The following is a 23099-nucleotide window of genomic DNA, read 5'->3' as shown; positions in this document are numbered from 1 at the left end:
ATATAGAACCTCGCGCCGATCGATAACGTGGGTGTTCTGGCGTTCAGTTGTACAATCACCGCCGTCCACACGCGGCGGCCCTTGGCGGCAGACCACCGGCCGTGCTCTACTCACTGCAAATCGAAGTCACACAACCCGATCAGCAGGAGAAAAGAAGAGCTTAGAAAGCCCCAGATCATGTCCAAAGAATGGGGACCACCTCTAATACCACAGACGCGCTTGCCACGACCGCAGCTTACTTCAACCGCCCCGCACGCCCCCCGCGGCGTTTCGTGATCTGGCCTGCCCGCGCGGGCAGGTCCGCCATCACCGCAGACCGCGCCTCTGGCGTCATCCGCGACCAGGCACCGATTTCGTCGATGCTGCGCAAACAGCCGGTGCACAGGCGGCTTTCCGGCTGGATCACGCAGATTTTGATGCAGGGGCTTTCGATTTCGGCGCGGGCCCAGACATGATCGGTGTTTTCAGGTTTTGTCACGGGTTGTTCCTCAGATGCGCCAGCCGGTCCAGCATACCTTGCAAGATATAGCTGGCTGCGACGTGGTCGATGACCTCTGCGCGACGTTTGCGTGACGTATCCGCCTCTAGCAGGGCGCGTTCGGCGGCGACGGTGGACAGGCGTTCATCCCAATAGGTGATCGGCAGCGGCGTCAGCCGTTCCAGATTGCGCGCGAATGCGCGGGTCGCCTGACAGCGCGGCCCCTCTGATCCGTCCATATTGCGCGGCAGGCCCAGCACAAGGCCGGCGATCTGGCGCGCGCCGGTAATCTCAAACAGGCGGACGGCATCAAGGCCGAATTTCTTGCGTTTGATCGTCTCGAGCGGGGTTGCGACCGACCGCGTCAGGTCCGACACCGCCACACCGATGGTGACCGTCCCCAGATCCAGACCCGCCACCGCGCCAAATGCCGGAATGGCAGCGGCGAAATCCTGCGGTGTTTCGCAGATCATTCCAGCACGCCCGCCGATTCGGCCGCATCGGTCAGCGCGGCCATCGCGGCGGGATCGGCGCCAAAGACATCGGCCGCCTCGACCCAGACCGTACGCGCCGAAACCGTATCCCCCAAGACACCGTAAGCGGTGATCAGGCGCGCCCAATCGGACGCCGGGCCGCCTTCGTTGGCCAGCCGGTCCGCAAGGCCCGCGATCATATTGCCGATCATCGCCTGCCGGTCTTCGGGGGTCATGTCCTGGGCGTTTTCGATGTCTGCGGCCGATGGGCCGCGCAGCGGGGGCAGGCTGTATTCGATCCCGGCGCGGAACGCCGCATTCTCGATTTGCGCGCGCGCGGTGGTCACATGAAAATTCTGCGGATCGCCGTTTTCGACAATCGCACGCCACAGTCGAAACGCGAAGTCAGGCCGGTCCGTCTGGTCGTAAAGTGCGCCAAGGTAATAGCGGGCCGCGATATTGTTTTCGTCGCGGTTCAGCATGTCACGGATCACCAGTTCGGCCTCGGGGGACACAAATCCACCGGCGGCGATGACCATCAGGTCCAGTAGGCGGCGGCTGTCTTCGATCGTGGCGGCGTCACCCTTAAGCGCGATCACCCGTGCCTGCGCCTGCGACGCAGCACCAAAGTTGCGCAACTCTGATTCGTGAAAGGCCAGCAATTCCCATGCCTGCAAATCGTCGGGGCGGGTCGGGGCAATGGTGCGCAGCTGATCAATCGCGGTGGTATAGGTTTCAGGCGCGTCCACGGGCGGCGGCAGCGGTGCGGCCGTTTCCAACGCGGCCTGCGATGGCCGGTTCGCACGCGCTTGCGCGCTGGCGTCCAGCCGTGCCTGCAACGGCAGATCGCCATAGCCGGGCGCGCCAAGCTCCCGATAGACCGCAAAACTGACGCCCAGCACCACAACGCCAATAATCAGCGACAGCGCAATGGTATGCGCCCCCTTAGCGGTGGGCGTGTCGGTTATCTTGCTGGCGGCCAGCAGCCTGCGGGCGACTTCGGTGCGGGCTTGTGCGGCCTCTTCGGGGGGCAGCAGCTCGCGGGCGATATCGCGGTCGATCTCATCCAGTTGCGCGCGGTATAGCGCCACATCGGGATTCGCCATCGCCGGGGCCGCAGGGCGCAACAAGGGCGCGGCCAGCATGGCCGCCACCGCAAGGGTCAAAACAATACAAACCAGCCAGAACAACATGCGCAATCCATCTTACTTCTCCAGACCGACATAACCATCCCGGCCCCGGGTTGAAAGACCCTGCGACGACCTGCCATTTGCATCTGCACGGCCATGTCGTAAAAGACAGGCCAGACGCCGCTGGCAGTATCCACAGGCGATGGCAAAGGGTCCAGACAGGGCACCAAAGCCAAGACCATGACCAAACAGGGAATCGGGAACTGATGAAACGTTATTCCGCCTTTGCCGTCGCCCGCGAGGCCCTGCGCAATCACACCGGTTGGGACCGGGCATGGGCCAAAGCGGCGCCCAAGAAGAAATACGATGTGATCATCGTGGGGGCTGGCGGGCACGGGCTGGCCACAGCCTATTATCTGGGCAGGAATTTCGGGATTACCAATGTGGCGATTCTGGAAAAAGGCTGGCTGGGCGGCGGCAATACGGGCCGGAATACAACGATCATCCGCTCCAACTACCTGCAGGACCCGTCGGCGGCGATTTATGAAAAATCCCGCAGCTTGTATGAAACGATGTCGCAGGACCTGAACTATAACGTGATGTTCAGCCCCCGTGGCCTGATCATGCTGGCGCAGACCCAGCACGAAATGCGCGGCTATCAACGCACCGCACACGCCAATGCCCTGCAAGGTGTGCAGACCGAATGGATCGGCCCGGACCGGGTCAAGGAACTGTGCCCGATCATGAACATCGACGGGCCGCGCTATCCGGTGCTTGGCGGGTTGTATCAGGCGCGCGGCGGCACCGCCCGGCATGATGCGGTCGCGTGGGGCTATGCCCGCGCCTGTTCGGACATGGGCATGGACGTGATCCAGCAATGCGAAGTCACCGCCCTGCGGCAGGAAAGCGGCAAGGTGGTCGGTGTCACCACGACCAAGGGCGACATCGGTTGCGACAAGCTGGCGATGGTGGTTGCGGGACATTCCGGCGTGCTGGCCCAAATGGCCGGCTTTCGGCTGCCTATCGAATCGGTGGCCTTGCAGGCGCTGGTCAGCGAACCGATCAAACCCTGCATGGATGTGGTCGTGATGGCCAACACCGTCCACGGCTATATGTCGCAGTCAGACAAAGGCGAGATGGTCATCGGCGGCGGCACCGATGGCTATAACAACTACACCCAGCGCGGATCGTTCCACCACATCGAAGAAACAGTGCGCGCATTGGTCGAAACATTCCCGATGATTTCCCGGCTCAAGATGCTGCGCCAATGGGGCGGTATCGTGGATGTGACCGGCGATCGGTCCCCGATCTTGTCAAAAACCCCGGTCGAGGGTGTCTTTGTCAACTGCGGTTGGGGCACCGGCGGCTTCAAGGCGATTCCCGGCTCTGGTTGGGCGATGGCCGAACTGATGGCCAAAGGTCATTCCCCCCTGACCGAAGAATTCAGCATGTACCGCTTCCGCGAGGGTAAATTCATCGACGAAAGCGTGGCCGCCGGGGTGGCGCATTGATGCCTGCGCTTTCGGCCCGTTCCGTCCCGGCTGTCGGCCTAGCCGTGGTTGCCGTCGCCATGCGGGCTGGCGTGGTCATCGTCGCCGGGCCGCGTGGCGGTTTCATCGGTTTCCGCAAAAGGTCCGCTGCGGATACGTTGCACGATCATCGCAATGATCGCCGCGACCAGAACGCACCCGATGATGATCAGTATCAGCTCCATGGCGCGACACTAGCAACTCCGCGTGCGAATAATACCTCGGCGGGCGGTAGCGCATCAATAGTGGGGAAATTGGCTGCGATTGGCCCAAAATCGCCGGGGATTTCCGCTTATCTTCCACTGCAGGCTGAATCTGTTTTGATAGGTGCGTCTGCAAAGGAGGACAAACCATGGTTGACTACACATCACCCAAAACAGGCAGCGGTCGCGGAATCGGATGGCTCATTGCTGGTGCCGTCGTTGTTCTGGTCCTGCTCTACGCGCTTTTCGCCGGTGGCGGCGTCAGCACGACACAGGACGCAACTGGCGTCGGGACGGTTCAGGACACAGCGCCAGCCGCGCCTGTCGCACCTGAAACCGCGCCACCGCTCCCCGATCCGGGGCCTGCACTGCCGCAATGATACCACTCACGCTCTGACGACCAAAGGCGGGTGCCGCACAGCACCCGCCTTTGGCATGCGTCCATGCGCCGTACGTACGCGATCTGTACGCGCGCCATACGCCATAAATATCCCCGAAATTGAGGTGACCCCATGCTGATCCTGCACTGCCCCTATTGTGGCGTGGACGCCGATGAAACGGACCTGCACGCCGGTGGTCAGGCCCATCTCAAGCGCAAGGGCCCGGACTCGTCGGATGCCGATTTTGAAGATTATCTGTTCATGCGCGAGAATCCCAAGGGCGTTCATTTCGAACGCTGGCGCCACGTTTACGGCTGCGGTAAATGGTTTCTGGCCGCCCGCTGCACCAACACGCTTGAGGTGTTCGGGACCTATGCGGCACAAACAACCGCGCCCCCAAAGGACCTCCTCGACACGATTTCTGAAAAACGACCGGGCTGGTCATGGGGGATATCGAAATGAGTACCCGTTTGGTAGATCATGGTCGTTTGATAAATAAAAACAATGCTGTATCTTTTACATTTAATGGAAAACACTTGCGTGGATTCGCAGGTGATACGCTCGCATCCGCCTTGCTGGCCAATGATCAGTTGCTGGTGGGACGGTCGTTCAAATACCATCGGCCACGCGGCGTGATTGCCAGCGGTGCCGAGGAACCCAACGGGCTTGTCAATCTTGGCGCGGGGGCAACATTTGAACCCAATCAGCGCGTCACCACGACGGAGCTGTTCGACGGTCTGACCGCCACATCGCAAAATCACTGGCCCAGTCTTGAGTTCGATGTCGGTGCCATCAACACGCACCTGTCGCGGTTTTTGCCCGCTGGCTTCTACTACAAGACGTTCATGTACCCGCAGGCATTCTGGAAACACGTCTACGAACCCATCATCCGCCACTCCGCCGGCCTCGGCCGCGCCCCCAAAGCCCGCGACCAGGACACCTACGAACATTTCCATGCCCACGTCGATGTGCTGATCGTTGGCGGCGGTATCGCAGGCATTGCCGCAGCACAGGCCGCAGGCGCGCGTGGCGCGCGCGTAATGTTGATTGAACAGACCGCCGATTGGGGTGGTCGCGCCGTTGTTGACATGCCCGAAATTGATGGGTTGCCCGCGCAGGAATGGGTGAATAATGCTATTCAAGCACTTGAAAAAATGAATAATATTGACCTTCGTTTGCGTTGCATGGGCGCGGGTGTGTATGACCACGGCTATGCGCTGGCCTATGAACGTCTGACCGATCACGCGCCAGATCAGGACGGCCCGCGTCACCGGCTTTGGCGGGTGCGCGCCAAGCAGATTGTGACCGCGACTGGCGCGATCGAGCGGCCGTTGTCATTTGCCGGCAACGATGTGCCCGGCGTCCTGCTGGCCTCGGCGGTGCGCGATTACGTCGTGAATTTCGGCGTTTCGCTGGGTGACCGCACGGTGATCGTGACCAACAATGACGACGCGTATCGCACCGCGATCATTCTCAAACAGGCCGGTCTCGATATCCCGTGCATCGTCGATGCGCGGGCCGACGCGGACGGACCGTTGATTTATCAGGCGCGCGATCTGGGTATCCGCGTCGAACTCGGCAAGGGCATTGCAAAGGTCAAAGGCGGCAAACGGGTCACCGGCGTCGCGATTTGCGCCCAGGCGGGCGAGGGCGCGGTGCTGGAAGAACTGGCGTGTGATTGTGTCGCCATGTCGGGTGGCTGGTCGCCGGTGGTCCACCTGTGGTCCCATTGCGGCGGCAAGTTGATCTGGGACGCCGATCAGGTGATGTTCCGGCCCGATCATGCCAAGGCACCGACTGGCGCGGATGGTCAGCCCTTTGTGATCGCCGCAGGCACTGCGAACGGGCATTTGTTCACAGCCGAAACCGTCGGCGATGGTTGGGCGGCGGGACGCGCGGCTGCGCAGGCGGCAGGGTATGCCAAACGCGGTGGGCAGGCCCCGCTGGGTGCCGATACAGACGAAGGGCCAATCGCGCCGGTCTGGCTGATGCCGCAGGGCGCCAGTCAGGCGTTGCGCGCCAAGGCGTGGCTGGATTTCCAGAACGACGTCAAGGTCACAGATGTGCAACTGGCCGCGCAAGAAGGTTTCGAAAGCGTTGAGCATGCCAAGAGGTATACGACGCTTGGTATGGCGACGGATCAAGGTAAGTTGAGTAATATCAATGGTCTGGCGGTGCTTTCGCAAGCGTTGAACGCCGATATTCCAAATGTCGGCACGACGACGTTCCGCCCGCCTTATACACCGATTTCGATGGGCGCGATTGCTGGCGTGGCAAAAGACGCGCTGTTCCAGCCGATCCGCAAAACACCAATCTCGGACTGGCACAACGCCAATGGGGCCGACAATGAACCTGTGGGCCAGTGGCGCAGGCCCTATGCCTATGTGCGGTCCGGTGAAACGGTGCATGACGCCGTCAACCGCGAAGTGCGCAACGTGCGCGAGAACGTCGGGCTGCTGGATGCATCAACCCTTGGAAAGCTGATTGTCAAAGGGCCGGATGCGGGCAAGTTCCTTGATCTGATGTATACCAACATGATGTCGACCCTGCCCGTCGGCAAATGCCGCTACGGGCTGATGTGTTCCGAAAACGGGTTCTTGATGGACGATGGTGTTGTCGCCCGGATAGCTGAAGACACCTGGCTGTGCCACACGACGACAGGTGGCGCGGAACGCATCCATGCCCATATGGAAGACTGGCTGCAATGCGAATGGTGGGACATGCAGGTCTATGTCGCCAATGTGACCGAACAATATGCGCAGATCGCTGTTGTGGGTCCGAACGCGCGTCAGGTGCTGCAAACGCTGGGCGGCATGGACCTGTCCCGCGATGCGCTGCCGTTTATGCAATGGGCGGATGGCAAGATCGGCGATTTTGATGCGCGGGTGTTCCGGATCAGTTTTTCGGGTGAATTGAGCTATGAAGTTGCGGTGCCAGCAGGGCAGGGCCGCGCGTTCTGGGATGCGCTGCTGGTGGCGGGCGAGACGCTTGGCGTGATGCCTTATGGGACCGAGGCGCTGCATATCATGCGCGCTGAAAAGGGGTTCATCATGATCGGCGACGAAACCGACGGCACGGTAATCCCGCAAGACCTGAACCTGCAATGGGCGTTGTCCAAGAAGAAGGATGATTATCTTGGCAAGCGCGCCCATGACCGGTCACACATGGCCGATCCAGAGCGCTGGAAGCTGGTCGGGCTGGAGACGGTGGATGGTTCGGTCCTGCCTGACGGCTCCTATGCTATCGCGGCTGGCGTAAATCCCAACGGGCAGCGCAGCACGCAGGGCCGTGTGACATCGACATATTATTCGCCGACCCTGAACAAGGGGATCGCCATGGGGCTGGTTCACAACGGGCCCGACCGCACGGGCGAGGTGATCGCGTTCAACAAGGTTGATGGCACAACGGTAGATGCGAAAATCGTTGATCCGGTATTCTATGACAAAGCGGGGGAAAAGCAAAATGTCTAATTCTGTCAGCGCATTGCAAGGCAAAGTGGCCACCGCCAAGGTAATGGTCCGCGACGCAGGCTTGCGCGGGATGATCACCCTGCGCGGAGATATTACCAATACGAAACTCAAAGCAGCCTGCGCCGGGTTGACGGGCGTTGATTGGCCGGCTCCCGGTCAAGCGAACTGTGTTGGCGACAAAGGTCTGGCGTGGATGTCGCCGGATGAAATACTGTTGCTGGTCCCCTATGCGGAGGTTCCTGCCGCGCTCGGGTTGGTCGCAAAGGCGCTCAAGGGGCAGCACTATCTGGCCGAAAACGTGTCGGACGCACGCGCGCTGATACAGATCGAAGGGCCTTTTGCCGCCGAAGTATTGGCGAAACTGGCCCCCGTCGATCTGCACCCCGCCAACTTCAAGCCGGGCAATTTCCGCCGGACCCGGTTGGGGCAGGTAGCTGCGGCGTTTTGGATGCGTGATGTCGATACAATCGACGTGATCTGTTTCAGATCGGTTGCCGATTATACCTTTGATCTGTTGGCAACAAGCGCAGCGGCTGGCCCTGTCGGCTATTTCTAAACCCCGCGCTTTGCCCCGTTCATGCGGGCAGGCTGATACCAATCCCGCCTGATGAGGTCCGCCCACCTGAACAGTGGGCGGGCCTCATGCGTGTCAGCCATGCCCGGCAAGCACGGCAATCCGCACGGCCTCGGCATCTTGTGCCAAATCTTCGGCGGCATCGCCGACAATGGGATAGCCAAGGATCGTCGTGATGGCGATCACCGTATCGGTCGTGATCGGCACAGTCTTGTCTGACGCCACGCCAAGGAAGACCGCGAGCAATGTGTCAGAGTCATTGTTGATCGGCAGTTGACTGTCACCATCGGCCAGAATGTCTTTCATCAACGCAAGGTTCTGCAGCGGTGAATCGTAGATCGTCAGGTTGTCCCAGTTCAGGCTAAGCTCTGACAAGATGGTCGTCGTGTCCGGATCGGTGCTGTCCAATGGCAAGCTATAGAAATCCACCATTGCGTCTGTCCATGTGGCCAAGGCTTCGGCCAGTGAACGATCAAGAACCTGATCGGGTGAACGCGCCACGCTCAGGCGGCCAAGTTCGACCTCGGGGATGCCTTCTTTTGCCCAGACGGGGCGACCGCCGCCATCATTTGTGCTGGCTGGGCCACCAGCTTGCGGGCCTTTGGAGTCCGAATCTGGATCAGGGCCGCCCTGACCTGCGCCGGATCCGCCTTGGTTGCTCTGACCACCCTGTGACCCCTGAGAGCCTTCACCCTGACCACCTTGGTTGCCTTGGCCGCGATCCTGTCCACCGCTGCTGTCTTGCGCCCATGCGGTCCCGACCAAACCTGGGCTTGATGCAGAATTAATGCCGCCAACAAGGACAAGACTGAATGCGCAGGCGCAAACAGATGCGAGAAGGATCTTTCGCTGGACTGTAGATTTCTTTTGCATGGGATTCTCCATTTAACAAACACATTGCAATAACTGTATATGTTGTGGAGATCGTGTGCGATTGATCCTGATCAATTCGGCGCGTGACGCCTGATTGCATCGGTACCGCAGTCTGACGCCTTGCGGTTTGCAGCGACGCTGGGGTTGACGTTGCGACCCTATGTGACATGTATCGAAACATCCTTTCACAAACTCAGAAAGATATTAAAATGGCTTTTACACTTCCAGATCTTCCGTATGCGCATGATGCTCTTGCGGGCAAAGGCATGTCAGCTGAAACGCTCGAGTATCACCACGACCTGCACCACAATGCCTATGTGACCAACGGCAACAAGGCGATTGAGGGCACAGAGTGGGAAGGCAAATCTCTTGAAGAGATCATCAAGGGCACATACGACCCAAGCGCGGTTGCCCAGAACGGTATCTTCAACAACATCAGCCAGCTATGGAACCACAACCAGTTTTGGGAAATGATGTCGCCCGACGACAGCAAGATGCCAAGCGAGCTGGAAAGTGCGCTGAACATCAGCTTCGGCTCTGTTGAAAAGTTCAAAGACGCATTCAGCGCGGCAGGTGCGGGCCAGTTCGGTTCGGGCTGGGCGTGGTTGGTCAAAGACACCGACGGCAGCCTGCGCGTAACCAAGACTGAAAACGGCGTGAACCCGATCTGTTTTGGGCAAACTGCGCTGCTTGGCTGTGATGTGTGGGAACATTCCTACTACATCGACTTCCGCAATAAACGTCCGGCGTACCTGACGAACTTCCTTGATCATCTGGTCAATTGGGAAAACGTCGCCAGCCGTATGTAACACGATCAAGCGGCCCCTGATGGCATTGCCTTTGGTGGCCGCTTGCTTTTCTGTTCGACGTTGCGATGGTTTCCCGGGGGGTCGCGCAAATCATCGGATATCGACGGGCTTGCCCCCCCGATTGGGTCCAGGTTTTGATTTAAGCCTGCGTTTTCCAAGTATCCCGCACGGTGGCCATGCCCACGCAGCACCGCGCCACATTTGCATAGTAGACAAAACACCCCCAGCATGTGAAATGCGGCACAGCTATGGGATGGAGAGACGACTATGGTCGGACCGGAATTGCCGGAAATCGCTGCGGCTGCAGATGCGCTGCACGGGGCTATACTGCAGACGCCGATCTTGCCGCTGACCTCGGCACGATGGGACGGAATTCTGCCCGACTGTGCCAGCGTCACCGTCAAGCTAGAGCTGTTTCAGCAGGCAGGATCGTTCAAGGCCCGCGGTGTGCTGCTTGCGGTGCGCGCGTTATCTGCGGAACAGCGGGCGGCGGGGGTTGTCGCCGCCAGCGGTGGCAATCATGCGCTTGCCGTGTGCTGGGCGGCGAAAGAGGCGGGGGTCGATGCCCTGATCACCATGCCCCGCGCCGTTGACCCGGCCCGCATCGAAGGTTGCGAGGCGCTGGGCGCGACGGTGCGTCTTTATGATGATATGGCCGGGGCGTTTGCGGCGATGGACGCATTCGCGCAAGAAGGGCGCACGATGCTCCACCCGTTTGAAGGGCCGTCGATGACCCTTGGCGCGGCCACATGTGGCCGGGAATATCACCAGCAGGCACCGCAGATTGATACGTTCGTGGTGCCCGTGGGTGGCGGTGGCCTGATCAGTGGCATGGCCTGTGCGATCAGGCAATTGCGCCCCGATGCGACGGTGATCGGGGTCGAACCGTTTGGCGCCGACGGTCTGTATCGCAGCTTTGCCGCTGGCCATCCGGTACGTCTTGATCGGGTCGATACGATCGCCGACAGCCTGAGCGCGCCGCTGGCCATGCCGTATTCATTTGCCGTCGCACACGCGCACGTCGACCGGATTGTACGCATTGAAGACGCTGAAATGCTCAGGGCGATGGAACATTATCAGCGGGTTCTGCGTATCATGGCAGAACCTGCCTGTGCCGCGTCTTTGGCGGCCATTCTTGGACCGTTACGCGATGAATTGGCGGGGCGGCACGTGGGCATTATTGCCTGTGGTTCAAATATCAGCCTTGCCCGCTTCAGTCGCCTGATGCCATCATGACCGATGGGGCCAAGGGCGTGTTGGCGATGGTGCTGACCTGCACGGTTTGGGGCCTGTCACCGCTTTACTACGCGTTGCTGAAGCATGTGCCCCCCCTCGAGGTGCTGTCGTATCGTAGCCTTTGGTCGCTTGGGTTTTTTGCCGTCATTCTGACAGCGCAGGGTCGGTTGCACCTTGTTGGTCACGCCATTGCCCAGCGGCAGGTCTGGCTGATCGGTCTGGCTGCAGTGTTCATTTCGGCCAATTGGTTCGGCTTTATCTTTGCCATTCAGGCCGGACAGGGCATGGCGGCGTCGCTTGGATACTACATCTTTCCGCTGGTGGCGGTGGTGATGGGCCGGGTCTTATTTGGTGAAACGCTGGGCCGCGCACAATGGGTCGCGGTGCTGCTTGCCGGTTTGGCGGTGCTTGGCCTGACCGTTGGGCTGGGCGTGCCGCCGTGGATTGCATTGGCTTTGGCGGGCACGTTCGGGGCCTATGGGGTGATCAAAAAGCAACTGTCGCTTGGCCCGGTTGTCTCGGTCACGGCAGAGGTGGCATTGATGGCACCTTTGGCCATCTTTTGGCTGCTGTGGGCGGGAACCCAGGGTGATGCCACATGGCAGACCCATGCATTGCTGGCGCTGTCGGGACCGCTGACCGCGATGCCGTTGGTGCTGTTCAGCTATGCAGCGCGGCGTACGCGGATGTCGACCGTCGGGTTGTTGCAGTACATCAATCCGACACTGCAATTTGCCTGCGCGGTCTTTGCCTTTGGCGAACCGTTCACACAATGGCACGCGATTGCGTTCCCGCTGATCTGGATTGCCTTGGTGATCTATTCTATCGCTGCAATCCGTCAGGAAAGGGCATCGCGCAGGGCGGCCTCGAGCGTGGTGACATCCGTGGCCGTGGTGACGTAGGACAAGATATCATCGCCGGCAAAGCCTTGGTCAACGACGTGTTTCAGCAGGGCTGACAAGGGGTCCCAAAACCCATCAATATTGAGCAGGATGATCGGTTTGGCATGCAGGCCCAACTGTCGCCAGGTGAGGGCCTCAAAGAATTCATCCAGCGATCCCGCGCCGCCGGGCAGCACGACCACGGCGTCAGCGTTCATGAACATGACTTTCTTGCGTTCGTGCATCGTTTCGGTAATCACGAATTGGTTCAGGTCGCGTTTGCCGGCTTCGCGATCCAATAAATGCGTGGGGATAACACCGAACGTCTGGCCGCCTGCACCCTGAACTGCGCGCGCGACCTGGCCCATCAGCCCGACATCGCCCGCGCCATAGACCAACCGCCAGCCATTGGCCGCCAGCATTTGACCAGTTGCAAGGGCCGCCGCAGCGTAAACGGGGCGCGCGCCATCGCGAGAGCCGCAGTAGATGCAGACGGATTTGGGGAATGTGGACATGGGGCACCTTTTCATGAACCTTGGCTTTGACCGCTCATAGCGGCATTGCTATGCTGTCTCAACCGTATGCGGTTGGGCTTTTACCGCATACGGTGCCGCAAAGGGGACGAAACGTGTCTGAAGAAGCGAAATCGAACGTCGGGCGGATTGCCCTGGGCGCATTATGTGCGGTTTGTCTTGGCCTTGCGGTCTTGATGTTCCTGCCGCCTTCCAAACCGGCCCCAACGGCCCTGACTGCGGTGTTGGAGCCAGCGCCCATCATCGTGACCCAGGCACCAACGGTGCCAGAACCGGCCCCAGTGGTCGGGCCGCAGTTTGATACGTTTCGTGTAGAACCCAATGGCGTGATGGTGATTGCGGGGCGCGCCAAGCCGGGGCAGGTGGTCGATATTATTTTGGCAGGTGAGGCGATTGATCGTGTAACGGCGAACGGATCTGGCAGCTTTGTGGCTTTCCCGCTTGCGGGCCCATCGCAAGAGCCGCGCCGGCTGTCGCTTTTGGGTGACCCTGATGGCGCGGCGGTCGCTTCGGACACCAGTTATATGGTTGCGCCGATCGTTGTGGCGCAGGCAGGGGCGCCGGGGGGCGCGATAATTGCGCCGCTTCAGGCCGCCGCGACAACAGAGCCCATTGTGACCGCGCCTGCACCGCCGATATCGCCGGATGTCGATGCGGCCATCGGCCTTGCGCCGGCTGCCCCTGTTGCGCCCATGGTTCTGCAGGCGGATGCCGACGGTATCCGTGTGATCCAATCAGGGTCATCTGCGCCCCGGGTTGCGGCAAATGTAGCGCTTGATGCAATCACCTATGATCCTGCGGGTGAGGTTTTGCTTTCGGGGCGCGCGACGGCAAACGGAGCGGTGCGCATTTATCTTGATAACCGACCGATCACAACGTCACCTGTCCAGCAAGGTGGCGATTGGCGCGTTGATTTGCCGGGCGTCGATACCGGCGTTTACACGTTGCGCATTGATGAGGTGGACACCGACGGCACCGTTGTGTCCCGCATTGAGACGCCGTTCAAACGCGAGGAGGCGGGCGATGTTGCGGCCGTGCTGGCCGAGGAAACATCCCTTGACGGTTTCGAAGTCGCTGTCAAAACAGTGCAGCCGGGGGCAACGCTTTGGGCGATTGCGCAGGAAAACATGGGCAGCGGCGTTTTCTATGTTGAGGTGTTCGAGGCGAACCGCGATTTGATCAAGGACCCTGATCTGATCTATCCAGGCCAGATTTTTCGTATTCCGACACAAACGCAATAACACGCCGGGTCTGGTCATCTGCGGGTCGGCACCCTAATTAAAGGGGCCGTTACCCGGAGACATAAATGCGCCGCCTTGCCAAGACAGATGCTAATCTTGAAAATACCAAAGTGCAGGGCTGGACCGTCATCCAGCGCGTTGTGCCCTATTTGTGGCCCGAAGGGCAGACATGGGTCAAACGGCGCGTCGTTATCGCGCTTGCCGTGCTGTTGCTGTCCAAAGTAATCGCTGTCGGCACGCCGATCTTTTACAAACAGGCCGTCGATGCGTTGGCCCCCGACGGTGCGTCAGCGGCGACGGTGCTGGGTCTGGGCGCGGTTGGTTTGACACTTGCCTATGGCTTGGCCCGGCTTGCGACTGTCGCGTTTCAGCAACTGCGCGATGTGGTATTTACCCGCGTGGGCCAGCGCGCCCTGCGGCAACTGGCGCTTGAGACATTTACCCACATCCACCGCCTGTCCATGCGATATCACATCACCCGCAAGACCGGCGGGCTGAGCCGCGTGATCGAGCGCGGTGTGAAAGGCGTCGATTTTCTGCTGCGGTTCTTGTTGTTCTCAATGGGTCCGCTCGTTCTTGAACTGGCGATGATCTCGGTCATCTTGTTCTTCCTTTTTGATGTTTGGTATCTGGCCACCGTTGTGCTGACCATCGGGCTGTATGTCTGGTTCACGTTCACCGTGACAGAATGGCGCGTGAAAATCCGCAAGGAGATGAACGATCAGGACACGGACGCCAACCAAAAGGCGATCGACAGTCTGTTGAACTTTGAGACCGTCAAATATTTCGGCGCTGAAAAGTGGGAGGCCGACCGCTATGACAGCGCGATGGCACAATATGAAAATGCCGCGATTCGCACGAATTATTCATTGGCATTTCTGAACTTCGGCCAGTCTCTCTTGATCACGGGCGGTTTGGTCGCGGTGATGGTGATGGCCGCGATGGGCGTGCAGCGCGGTGACTTGACGGTCGGCGATTTTGTGATGGTCAATGCCTATATGATCCAGATTACGATGCCGCTTAATTTCCTAGGCACCGTCTACCGCGAAATTCGGCAGGCGCTGATCGACATGGGTGACATGTTTGACCTTCTGGGCCAGCCCGCAGAGGTGATGGACAAACCCAATGCGACCGGGTTGCAGGTCACGGGTGGTCAGGTCACGCTGGACAATGTGGCCTTTGGCTATGACGCGGCACGTCCGATCCTGAAGGGGATCAACCTAAAGGTGGAGCCGGGCCAGACCGTGGCGATCGTTGGCTCATCGGGGTCTGGGAAATCTACGATCGGGCGGCTGCTGTTTCGCTTTTATGATGTCAGCGGCGGCGCCTTGCGGATTGATGGGCAAGATGTCCGCGATGTGACTCAGGAAAGCCTGCATGCCCAAATTGGGGTGGTGCCGCAGGATACGGTGCTGTTCAACGACACCGTGCATTACAACATCGCCTATGGCCGCCCTGATGCGACCGAGGCGGATATCATCGCGGCAGCAAAGGCCGCCAAGATCCACGACTTCATCGTCAGCTTGCCAGACGGTTACAGCACCACGGTCGGCGAGCGCGGGTTAAAGTTGTCAGGTGGGGAAAAACAGCGGGTCGGGATTGCCCGGACGCTGCTGAAAAACCCGCCGATCTTGTTGCTGGACGAAGCGACCAGCGCGCTGGATACGCAGACCGAGCGCGAAATTCAGGCCGAACTCAAGGCGATGGGCGAGGGGCGCACCGTGATCACGATTGCGCATCGGCTTTCTACCATTGCCGATGCCGACCGGATCGTGGTGCTGGAAAATGGCGTGATCATAGAAGAGGGCAAGCATGATGATCTGCTGGCCAGCGAAGGGCGCTATGCGCATCTGTGGAACCGCCAGTCCGAAGAGGAAACGGTCTGAGCGGTGCCCGCGTCGGGTGATCATCACGCAGCTTGCTTTGGCCCGGACTTTAATGTGCGGTGTTTGTACCGGGCCTTCGCGTAGGTGCGATAAGACACTCCACTAAAACCATCTTGGCGCGTTGCCCGTCGCCCCGGATTGCGGACAGAGCACAACTGCGCGATCCATTGGTCGGTTACTCTGCCGCCTGCAACGGTGTCTTCAATTGCAACGGTGGCAGCGCATTGTCCTCTGTCCAGATGAACTCTGGCATTTTGATCCGGCGGGCCTGCCGTTGCAGCGCCCAATCGCGCGCGGCGCGGCTGCTACGGCCCATGGACAGCTTTGCCAAAAGCTGTGCGAACCACTGCACGTAGGTCACGAACCAGACCCGAAGCGCCAGCATGGATGGTGTAAAGATCAGTGTCAGGATCGTTGCAATGCCAAGGCCAAAGACCACGGCTGTCGCCAGTTGTTTCCACCAAAGCGCCGTCGGGCTGTCAACGGAGAAGCCGCCGTTCATGAAATCAAGGCTGAGGCCGAACATCATCGGGGCCAGACCGGCCATCGTGGTGATAGTGGTCAGCAGCACGGGGCGTATGCGATCCTCGGCGGTACGGGTGATCGCCTCTGATCTTGGCATATACTGGCTGTATTCCTGATAGGTGTCGATCAGGATGATATTGTTGTTCACCACGATCCCGGCAAGCGCCACGATCCCGGTGCCCGTCATGATGATCGAGAACGCCTGATCCATAACCAGCATACCAACCAGCGACCCGGCTGTGGACATGATCACAGCCATCAAAACAAGGATCGCGTTATAAAAGCTGTTAAACTGCGCCAACAGGATGATGAACATCAGGCCCAACGCACCGGCAAATGCCTTCATCAGGAAGGCGCCCGATTCGGCCTGGTCCTCTTGGTCGCCAGTCCATTCCCAATCAATCGACGCGGGCAGGGGGGCGGTGTTCAACCACGCGGTCAGCATTTCGATCCGCTCGTTTGCGTTAATGGGTGCAATTGTCGCGGTATCTTTGCTATCGTGTGCCAGCACGTCGTCACGCGACACACCGTCGGTCAGGGAAACGATCAGATAGGCGGTGTCGCCGATCATCAGCGTCTGTTCATCTGTCGGTGTCGTAACTTCACGCAGCACGGCCAGAGTGTTGCCGCTGTCAGTATCTGTCAGTCCAACGATATTTGCCTCCACGCCAGCCTTCACATCGAAGTAGCGCTTTTGATCAATCCGGTCGATCTGTGCGAGCTTTTCTACAGGCGTACGCGAAATGAAGTTCGAGAGCGGGATCAATCCCGATGACGTGCGCACCCGCAGACTGTCCAACGTAGACAAGACGCGGTCCTTCTCGGGCAGGCGCACCCGGATTTCAATTTCCTCGTCCGAACTGTCAACGCGCATGGTATCAAGCAGAATGCCGCGGGTCACCAACTGCACCATCGCACCGACTGCGGCCACGTTTGCGCCATAGCGGCCAGCCTTTTCGACATCGACGTCGATCTGCCAGTCGATACCGGGCAAGGGCAGCGAATCCTCGATAGTGATCAAACCTGCGGTCTGTTCAAAGTGGTTGCGCACGGTCGCCGTCGCGGCCAGCAATTCGTCCCAATTGTCACTTTTCAGGCGTAAATGCACCGGCTTGGCGGATGCGGGGCCACGTGCTTGCGCCAAAATTTCAGTACGGATTCCGGGGATTTTGTTCAGCTCGGCCTGAATCTGAGCAATCACAAGATCTCCGTCGAGTTCGGCAATGCCTGCACGCTCTTCCCATGGGATCGTTTCCAGTTGGATTTGCCCGATTGTGTCACCGGGCGTGCTGGTCCCGCTTGCATCGGTATTCAGGCCGCCGTCACCGGCAAACGAAAAGGCAGTTATCACACCGGGGTGGGCCAAAACGACAAGCTCGGCCTGACGGACAAGCGCATCCTTTTCCTGCAGTGACAGGTTGCCGCGCGCCTGCACGTAAACAATCGCCTGCTCGGGTTCGGATTCGACAAAGAACTCAACACCATTGTTGTTGGCGCCATAATAGCCGAATATCGAGACCACCAAAAACACGACACCCGCCACCGATACCAAGGGCATGATCGGATTGCCGGTAATGAAATGGATCACGCGCCCGAAAACTGTACGGCGATAGCCCGCCGTAATCTGTGTCGCCTTACGCTCGACCGTGGCCGCGCCGATGGAAATCGACAGGAGCATTGCACCCGCAAGGAACAAAATCATACCGGGCAGTGACGCGATCAAACCATCGGTTTGCACGGCATCGCCCGTCAGATAGCCGGGGTTCAGCGTCAGCATAGCACCGGCAAAAACAATCATAATCGCCGGTACTACAAGCACGGCGCGCACCGCCCATGGCAAATGGGCACGCAAAAAGTCCGATGTGTTGCCGAATACCCGGCTCATCCGGCCTGTCACACCGCCCATGACCGGCAGATAGATCAGCGCGACGACAAGCGATGCGCACAGCACGAAGATCAGCGTGACAGGCAGCATGCCCATGAATTGCCCCGGCACACCGGGCCAGAACAGCATTGGCAGAAACGCGCAAAGCGTGGTCGCGGTGGATGAAATGATCGGCCAGAACATCCGCTTTGCAGCTTCTGTATAGGCGTGCATCGGCCCAGAGCCTTCGCGGATTCGCTTGTCGGCATATTCAACGACGACAATGGCGCCATCCACCAACATCCCAACGGCAAGGATCAGGCCGAACATGACAATATTCGAAATTGTGATCTCCATGACGGCGAGCAATGCAAAGCACAGCAAGAATGACGTCGGGATCGCAAAACCGACCAGCAAGGCGGGCCGCGTCCCAAGTGCTGCAAGCACAACGATCATCACCAGTGCAATCGCCGTCAGAACCGAGCCTTCCAACTGGCTGACCATCGAGGCCACGTTGCGCGACTGGTCGTTGGATGTGCCAACCTGAATGGCGGCCTGCAACTCTGGCGACCAGCTGGCGCGTTCTTGTTCAACGACATCTTTGACCAAAGCGGTCGTGTCGATCAGGTTGTAACCTTTGCGTTTGACCACTTGCAGGGCGACTGTGTTCACCCCGTTAAAGCGCGCGGTCCCGGCGCGGTCCTCGAATGTCAGGCGGATCGTGGCCAGATCGCCCAGTGTAATGACACGGTCGCCGTTGGTCTTCACCGGCAGGCTATAGACGTCTTGTGGTTCATTGAATGATGACGGAATCTTGACCGAGAACGTACCTTGTGCTGTCTCTACTTCGCCCGCAGCAATCAGCAGGTTATTGTTGGTGACCACGCCGATCAGCTCGCCTGCGGTGACGTTGTACGCCTCAAGCCGCAAGGGATCGATCACGACTTCCAGCATCTCATCGCGCTGACCGGCCAGACCGGCCTCCAATACCGCATCAATACCTTCAATGCGATCCTGCAACTCCTTGGCGACGCGGATCAGAGTGCGTTCGGGGACGTCGCCAGTCAGGTTGACGATGATGATTGGGAATTCGGAAAAGTTGATTTCGTTGATAGAATATTGGTCAGCCCCATTGGGAAACTGCCCTTCGGCGTTGTTCATAGCCGAGCGGATGTCAGCGAGAATCTTGGTCTTGTCCCAGCCGAATTCGAATTCAAGCGCGACCCCGGCGTAGCCTTCGGCGGCGGTCGAAGACATAGATTTCAGACCATCCAGATCGGACAGTTCTGTTTCCATCGGCTTGACCAGCAATGTCTCGCTGTCCTCGGCTGAAATGCCCGGGAAGGGGACCGACACGAAAATCGCAGGGATTTCGATGTCCGGCTCGCCCTCTTTGGGAAGGCTGACATAGGCCATGCCCCCCGCCAAAAGCGAGAGGGCGATAAACGCCAGTACCATCCGGGCCCGAGAAGCGGCCCAGTCAACTAATCCGGTCATCCCTTGGCCTCTTGATACGTGGGCGCGACACGCACGCCGTCTATGACAAATTCCTGGCCGATTGTGATGATATCCACCATTTCTGGAAGATCGGACACCCAAACGCCCTGCGCTGTGTCGCGCAGCAGTGTGACGGGCATGAACGTCGCGATATTGTCTGCGTCGATGGTCCGCACACCCAATACGCCGTCGTCGTCCAACGTCAGCGTGGACTGCGCGATCAGATGTGCTGTGCGCCCCTCTGAGGCGACGACGATTTCCGCTGTTTGCCCGTCGCTGATCGACATGTCATCATTCGCGACGGTCACTTCGACGCGGAACGTGCGGGTCAGCTCATCTGCACTGCGCGACAGGAACGTCACCTGGCCTTGCACCTGCACGCCAGTCGCCAGACGGGCACCGGCGATTGCGCCCAGGCTGACCTTGCTGACGTCCGTTTCAGGCACGTAGCCCACCAGTTTGATGGGGTTCAGTTGAATGATCGTCGCACAGGGGCTGCCGGGCTGCATCAGCGAGCCAAGCTCTGCTGTGTCGGTTTCCAGCAGGCCAGCAAAGGGCGCCACAATCGAAAGCTGATCAATCTGACGTTCTGCGGTGGCCACGGCGGCCTGTGCTGCCTCGATCCCGGCTTGTGCAGACGACACGGCGGAATTGGCGCGTTGCACGCCAGCGGATGCAGAATCCATTGCGGCCTGCGCGCTGACCAGCCGGGTTTCAGAGGCGTATCCATCCTGCGACAATTGCCGCGCAACGTTCAGGTTGATTTCTGCCTCGCGGACCCGCGCAAGCGCTTCGGTGACGCTGGCTTGTGCCTCGGGGACGCGGCCCCGTGCTTCGGCCAGCCGGGCTTTGGTTTCGGCCAGTTGTGCCTGCCGTGCGCCGGGGTCAAGTTGGCAAAGCTGTTCACCTGCATTGACGTATCCGCCCTTGCGCAGTGGCTCGGAAATCATCAGACCGGATGTTTCCGCAGCGACGGTCACCTGACGGGCAGCCTCGGTGCGGCCACGCAAAATCACGGCGCTCTCAATTCTCTGCGAGACAGAGTGGATCGCGACAACACCGACGCCGCCCGATGTGGGAGCATCTTGGTCCACTACTGCGGCTTCGAGCGACGCCACGGTATCATCTGCTGGCGAGGATGATTGCGCGAAGTCCAACAGGCTGTCGCGTTCGAAAACCAGCAGATAAAGGAATGCTGACACCAAAATTGCGGTGATCACAGGAATGATTTTCATAACACGGCCTTTTGAGGGAATCACACCGATGTGATGCCGATTGACATAGATACTCATTTTTACGTTGCAACCAGCTAAACGGATCAGCCACTAACTAAACTGCTCAGTTCAGATTATACAATTTGCGGCAGTGCCGCAAGTTCACTTTTCTGCGTCGCCGCATGGGGCTTACAGCCAAAGGGCCGCAGGGGCCTTGTCCATCAGGCAAGCTTCGCGATATGAACGCGCTGATAGCGTTTCGCATCCTGCGAGTATTGGGGGCCAAAATGAGCAACTCGGACAGTTTCATCGAGGAAGTCACAGAGGAAGTGCGGCGCGAAAAGCTGTTTGGCTACCTGCAGCGGTATGGCTGGATTGCGGCGGTCGCTGTTGTGGCGCTTGTGGGTGGGGCGGCATTCAATGAATATCGCACGGCCCAGACCCGTGCCGCGGCCGAAGCGACTGGCGATGCGTTGCTTGCAGCACTTAACCAAGATGATCTCGCGGCGCGCGCAGACGCGATTGCGCAAGTGGATGCGGCCGGGTCCGCAGTTGCGGTCACGGGTCTTTTGACTGCAGCGACGCAGCAAGAAGCCGGTGACAACGCCGGTGCGGCTGCAACGCTCAATGCGCTGGCTGCAAATGGTGATATTCCACAAATGTACCGTGATATTGCAACGTTCAAGGCGGCGCTGCTGCCGACTGATGATTCCGCCGGTCGTCTGGCCGCGCTGGAACAGCTCGCGCAACCCGGTCAACCGTATCATCTTCTGGCGTTAGAACAGATGGCCTATGCGCTTTTGGAAATGGGCGATACAGATGCGGCCATCGTAACACTGCGTCGGATCGAAGAGGACGCGGCCGTGTCACGCGGCTTGCGAGAGCGGGCACAAACATTGATGGTGGCATTGGGCGAGCCGCTGCCTGAGCCCGTTACGCAATAACAGTCGGATTGGACCGGATTTTGACAGCCAGAATTTTCATCGTTTCGACTTGCCTGTTTAGCCTGTTAGCGGCCTGCGGCGAAAAAGACGTGATCCTGCCCGGCGACCGCTTTGATCTGCGTGATCGGCCGGTGATGGTGAACGAAGTCCGCGCGATCGATTTGCCTGCCGCGCGTGCGAACGCCGACTGGACACATCGCAACGGTGGGCCGACCCACCAAATCACGCATCCCGCCCTTGGCGCGACATTGCAGCCCGCTTTTGTGGCTGAAATTGGCGATGGTGACAGCCGCCGCGCCCGCATCACTGCCGACCCTGTTGTGGCGGGCGGTGTGATCTACACTTTGGACGCCCGTGCCACCGTAACGGCGACGACGACAGCCGGTCAGTTGCTGTGGTCGCGCGATATTACACCGCGCCGGGACAACCAAAATGATGCCTCTGGCGGCGGGGTATCGGTCAGCAGCGGGCAGGTCTATGTGACCACCGGCTTTGGTGAAATCACGGCACTGGATGCGGCATCGGGCCGGGTTGTGTGGGTGCAAGGCCTTGATGCGCCAGCGATTGCCGCGCCAACGGTGCTTGGCGATTTGGTTTATGTTGTGGCCCGCGACAGCACTGCCTGGGCGCTGGAGATTACCACGGGCCGTATGCGCTGGCAGCAAACCGGCACGCCATCGACCGCAAATTTCGCGAGCAGTGCCGCGCCAGCTGCATCGGATGACCTTGTGATATTTCCCTTCCCATCCGGCGAAGTTGTCGCCACATTTCCCGAGGGCGGCCTGCGCCGTTGGTCCAGCGTGGTGTCCGGTGACCGGTTGGGCCGTGCGGTATCGCTTGTGACTGATATCGGGGGCGATCCTGTCATTGACGGCAACCGCGTGTATGTCGGTAATCTCGGCGGGCGTGTCGTCGCGCTTGATATCATTAATGGCGAACGGTTGTGGACGGCCTCCGAAGGTGCGGTCAGCCCGGTATGGCCGGTTGGTGACGCAGTGTTCTTGATCAACGACCTGAACGAGCTTGTGCGGCTGAATGCCGACACGGGCGTTCCTGTTTGGCGGGTGGCCCTGCCGGTCTTCGGCGACAAACCCAGCGCGCGTCGAAAGGCGGTTTTCGCCCATCGCGGCCCGGTTTTGGCCGGTGGTCGTCTGATTGTGGCATCGTCCGACGGTTTAATCCGACAGTTTGATCCGGCATCTGGCGCGGCGCTGGCGACACTGGATATCCCCGGTGGCGCCGCCTCAAACCCTGTTGTTGCGGGCCAAACGTTGTATGTGGTCAGCAAGACCGGGCAATTGCACGCTTTCCGTTAGGCGATAATTGGTGTATTGGCGGATTTCAAATCCGTCAGGAGCC

The 23099-nt window shown here is 59.5% G+C and carries 20 protein-coding genes; 12 read left to right on the top strand and 8 right to left on the bottom strand.

Features of this window, described 5'->3' with window-relative positions; translation table 11 throughout:
* Positions 1–235 precede the first annotated feature (235 nt).
* From QZ196_RS04280 to ccmI, 3 genes are read right to left on the bottom strand one after another with little or no spacing between them, the layout of a single operon-like run.
* Complete coding sequence (locus QZ196_RS04280; RefSeq protein WP_296424263.1) at positions 236–478, bottom strand: DUF1289 domain-containing protein; 243 nt, start codon at positions 476–478, stop codon at positions 236–238.
* Entirely contained in the window at positions 475–951 is a 477-nt protein-coding gene (gene ruvX / locus QZ196_RS04275; RefSeq protein ID WP_296424261.1) for a Holliday junction resolvase RuvX, read from the bottom strand. Before ruvX ends, QZ196_RS04280 begins: the two co-directional genes overlap by 4 nt.
* Positions 948–2144, bottom strand: coding sequence for a c-type cytochrome biogenesis protein CcmI (ccmI, locus tag QZ196_RS04270; protein WP_296424259.1), 1197 nt, complete (start codon positions 2142–2144; stop codon positions 948–950). Before ccmI ends, ruvX begins: the two co-directional genes overlap by 4 nt.
* A 203-nt stretch (positions 2145–2347) precedes the next feature.
* Between ccmI and QZ196_RS04265 the strand changes: the two genes are divergently transcribed.
* Positions 2348–3592 carry a sarcosine oxidase subunit beta family protein gene (locus QZ196_RS04265; protein WP_296424257.1) on the top strand — a complete coding sequence of 415 codons (1245 nt, stop codon included), beginning with the start codon at positions 2348–2350 and terminating at the stop codon, positions 3590–3592.
* A gap of 38 nt (positions 3593–3630) precedes the next feature.
* Here the strand turns inward: QZ196_RS04265 and QZ196_RS04260 are convergent, their stop codons facing one another.
* Positions 3631–3795: a hypothetical protein gene (locus QZ196_RS04260; RefSeq protein WP_296424255.1), complete on the bottom strand. Its 165-nt coding sequence runs from the start codon at positions 3793–3795 to the stop codon at positions 3631–3633.
* Between the two features lie 167 nt (positions 3796–3962).
* Here QZ196_RS04260 and QZ196_RS04255 point away from each other — a divergent pair, with 167 nt between their 5' ends.
* The 4 genes from QZ196_RS04255 (at position 3963) to QZ196_RS04240 (ending at position 8219) form a co-directional block, all read left to right on the top strand.
* On the top strand, positions 3963–4193 hold the full coding sequence (locus QZ196_RS04255; RefSeq protein WP_296424253.1) for a hypothetical protein: 231 nt from the start codon (positions 3963–3965) through the stop codon (positions 4191–4193).
* A 132-nt stretch (positions 4194–4325) separates the two neighbouring features.
* Positions 4326–4655 carry a sarcosine oxidase subunit delta gene (locus tag QZ196_RS04250; RefSeq protein WP_296424251.1) on the top strand — a complete coding sequence of 110 codons (330 nt, stop codon included), beginning with the start codon at positions 4326–4328 and terminating at the stop codon, positions 4653–4655.
* Positions 4652–7663 carry a sarcosine oxidase subunit alpha family protein gene (locus tag QZ196_RS04245; protein WP_296424249.1) on the top strand — a complete coding sequence of 1004 codons (3012 nt, stop codon included), beginning with the start codon at positions 4652–4654 and terminating at the stop codon, positions 7661–7663. The genes QZ196_RS04250 and QZ196_RS04245 overlap by 4 nt, the downstream gene beginning before the upstream one ends.
* Positions 7656–8219: a sarcosine oxidase subunit gamma family protein gene (locus QZ196_RS04240; protein WP_296424248.1), complete on the top strand. Its 564-nt coding sequence runs from the start codon at positions 7656–7658 to the stop codon at positions 8217–8219. Before QZ196_RS04245 ends, QZ196_RS04240 begins: the two co-directional genes overlap by 8 nt.
* A 93-nt stretch (positions 8220–8312) precedes the next feature.
* Here QZ196_RS04240 and QZ196_RS04235 read toward each other — a convergent pair whose 3' ends face one another.
* Positions 8313–9110, bottom strand: coding sequence for a hypothetical protein (locus QZ196_RS04235; protein WP_296424246.1), 798 nt, complete (start codon positions 9108–9110; stop codon positions 8313–8315).
* Positions 9111–9319: 209 nt separating this feature from the next.
* On the opposite strand from QZ196_RS04235, the gene QZ196_RS04230 reads away from it, so the two are divergent.
* The 3 genes from QZ196_RS04230 (at position 9320) to rarD (ending at position 12057) form a co-directional block, all read left to right on the top strand.
* A complete protein-coding gene (locus tag QZ196_RS04230; protein ID WP_296424244.1) occupies positions 9320–9919 on the top strand; it encodes a superoxide dismutase in 600 nt (199 codons plus the stop codon).
* A gap of 267 nt (positions 9920–10186) precedes the next feature.
* Positions 10187–11155 carry a threonine/serine dehydratase gene (locus tag QZ196_RS04225; RefSeq protein ID WP_296424242.1) on the top strand — a complete coding sequence of 323 codons (969 nt, stop codon included), beginning with the start codon at positions 10187–10189 and terminating at the stop codon, positions 11153–11155.
* Entirely contained in the window at positions 11152–12057 is a 906-nt protein-coding gene (gene rarD, locus QZ196_RS04220; protein ID WP_296424240.1) for an EamA family transporter RarD, read from the top strand. The genes QZ196_RS04225 and rarD overlap by 4 nt, the downstream gene beginning before the upstream one ends.
* Here rarD and QZ196_RS04215 read toward each other — a convergent pair.
* Entirely contained in the window at positions 11994–12551 is a 558-nt protein-coding gene (locus QZ196_RS04215; protein ID WP_296424238.1) for a TIGR00730 family Rossman fold protein, read from the bottom strand. The two genes, rarD and QZ196_RS04215, sit on opposite strands and share 64 nt — an antisense overlap.
* 113 nt (positions 12552–12664) lie before the next feature.
* Between QZ196_RS04215 and QZ196_RS04210 the strand changes: the two genes are divergently transcribed.
* Positions 12665–13810 carry a LysM peptidoglycan-binding domain-containing protein gene (locus tag QZ196_RS04210; RefSeq protein WP_296424236.1) on the top strand — a complete coding sequence of 382 codons (1146 nt, stop codon included), beginning with the start codon at positions 12665–12667 and terminating at the stop codon, positions 13808–13810.
* A 65-nt stretch (positions 13811–13875) separates the two neighbouring features.
* A complete protein-coding gene (locus QZ196_RS04205) occupies positions 13876–15696 on the top strand; it encodes an ABC transporter ATP-binding protein/permease (protein WP_296424235.1) in 1821 nt (606 codons plus the stop codon).
* 175 nt (positions 15697–15871) lie between these two features.
* Here the strand turns inward: QZ196_RS04205 and QZ196_RS04200 are convergent, their stop codons facing one another.
* Both QZ196_RS04200 and QZ196_RS04195 read right to left on the bottom strand, forming a co-directional pair.
* Positions 15872–19582, bottom strand: coding sequence for an efflux RND transporter permease subunit (locus QZ196_RS04200; RefSeq protein WP_296424233.1), 3711 nt, complete (start codon positions 19580–19582; stop codon positions 15872–15874).
* Positions 19579–20817: an efflux RND transporter periplasmic adaptor subunit gene (locus QZ196_RS04195; protein ID WP_296424231.1), complete on the bottom strand. Its 1239-nt coding sequence runs from the start codon at positions 20815–20817 to the stop codon at positions 19579–19581. The genes QZ196_RS04200 and QZ196_RS04195 overlap by 4 nt, the downstream gene beginning before the upstream one ends.
* Positions 20818–21035: 218 nt before the next feature.
* Here QZ196_RS04195 and QZ196_RS04190 point away from each other — a divergent pair, with 218 nt between their 5' ends.
* Entirely contained in the window at positions 21036–21740 is a 705-nt protein-coding gene (locus tag QZ196_RS04190) for a hypothetical protein (protein WP_296424229.1), read from the top strand.
* A gap of 20 nt (positions 21741–21760) precedes the next feature.
* Positions 21761–23056, top strand: a complete 1296-nt coding sequence (locus tag QZ196_RS04185) for a PQQ-binding-like beta-propeller repeat protein (protein ID WP_296424227.1) — start codon at positions 21761–21763, stop codon at positions 23054–23056.
* Positions 23057–23099 lie beyond the last annotated feature (43 nt).

The organism is Yoonia sp., assembly GCF_017854565.1.
Classification (GTDB): domain Bacteria; phylum Pseudomonadota; class Alphaproteobacteria; order Rhodobacterales; family Rhodobacteraceae; genus Yoonia.
Note: the sequence above shows the minus strand (reverse complement) of the source record. Positions and strands in the feature narration are given on the sequence as shown.

What these genes read in the sequence shown, in the direction of transcription:
- QZ196_RS04265 (WP_296424257.1), top strand. Translation starts at nt 2,348, where the DNA reads ATGAAACGTTATTCCGCCTTTGCCGTCGCCCGCGAGGCCCTGCGCAAT.
- QZ196_RS04245 (WP_296424249.1), top strand. Translation starts at nt 4,652, where the DNA reads ATGAGTACCCGTTTGGTAGATCATGGTCGTTTGATAAATAAAAACAAT.
- rarD (WP_296424240.1), top strand. Translation starts at nt 11,152, where the DNA reads ATGACCGATGGGGCCAAGGGCGTGTTGGCGATGGTGCTGACCTGCACG.
- QZ196_RS04255 (WP_296424253.1), top strand. Translation starts at nt 3,963, where the DNA reads ATGGTTGACTACACATCACCCAAAACAGGCAGCGGTCGCGGAATCGGA.
- ccmI (WP_296424259.1), bottom strand. Translation starts at nt 2,144, where the DNA reads ATGTTGTTCTGGCTGGTTTGTATTGTTTTGACCCTTGCGGTGGCGGCC.
- QZ196_RS04240 (WP_296424248.1), top strand. Translation starts at nt 7,656, where the DNA reads ATGTCTAATTCTGTCAGCGCATTGCAAGGCAAAGTGGCCACCGCCAAG.
- QZ196_RS04205 (WP_296424235.1), top strand. Translation starts at nt 13,876, where the DNA reads ATGCGCCGCCTTGCCAAGACAGATGCTAATCTTGAAAATACCAAAGTG.
- QZ196_RS04260 (WP_296424255.1), bottom strand. Translation starts at nt 3,795, where the DNA reads ATGGAGCTGATACTGATCATCATCGGGTGCGTTCTGGTCGCGGCGATC.
- QZ196_RS04250 (WP_296424251.1), top strand. Translation starts at nt 4,326, where the DNA reads ATGCTGATCCTGCACTGCCCCTATTGTGGCGTGGACGCCGATGAAACG.
- ruvX (WP_296424261.1), bottom strand. Translation starts at nt 951, where the DNA reads ATGATCTGCGAAACACCGCAGGATTTCGCCGCTGCCATTCCGGCATTT.
- QZ196_RS04190 (WP_296424229.1), top strand. Translation starts at nt 21,036, where the DNA reads ATGAACGCGCTGATAGCGTTTCGCATCCTGCGAGTATTGGGGGCCAAA.
- QZ196_RS04215 (WP_296424238.1), bottom strand. Translation starts at nt 12,551, where the DNA reads ATGTCCACATTCCCCAAATCCGTCTGCATCTACTGCGGCTCTCGCGAT.
- QZ196_RS04225 (WP_296424242.1), top strand. Translation starts at nt 10,187, where the DNA reads ATGGTCGGACCGGAATTGCCGGAAATCGCTGCGGCTGCAGATGCGCTG.
- QZ196_RS04230 (WP_296424244.1), top strand. Translation starts at nt 9,320, where the DNA reads ATGGCTTTTACACTTCCAGATCTTCCGTATGCGCATGATGCTCTTGCG.
- QZ196_RS04195 (WP_296424231.1), bottom strand. Translation starts at nt 20,817, where the DNA reads ATGAAAATCATTCCTGTGATCACCGCAATTTTGGTGTCAGCATTCCTT.
- QZ196_RS04200 (WP_296424233.1), bottom strand. Translation starts at nt 19,582, where the DNA reads ATGACCGGATTAGTTGACTGGGCCGCTTCTCGGGCCCGGATGGTACTG.
- QZ196_RS04235 (WP_296424246.1), bottom strand. Translation starts at nt 9,110, where the DNA reads ATGCAAAAGAAATCTACAGTCCAGCGAAAGATCCTTCTCGCATCTGTT.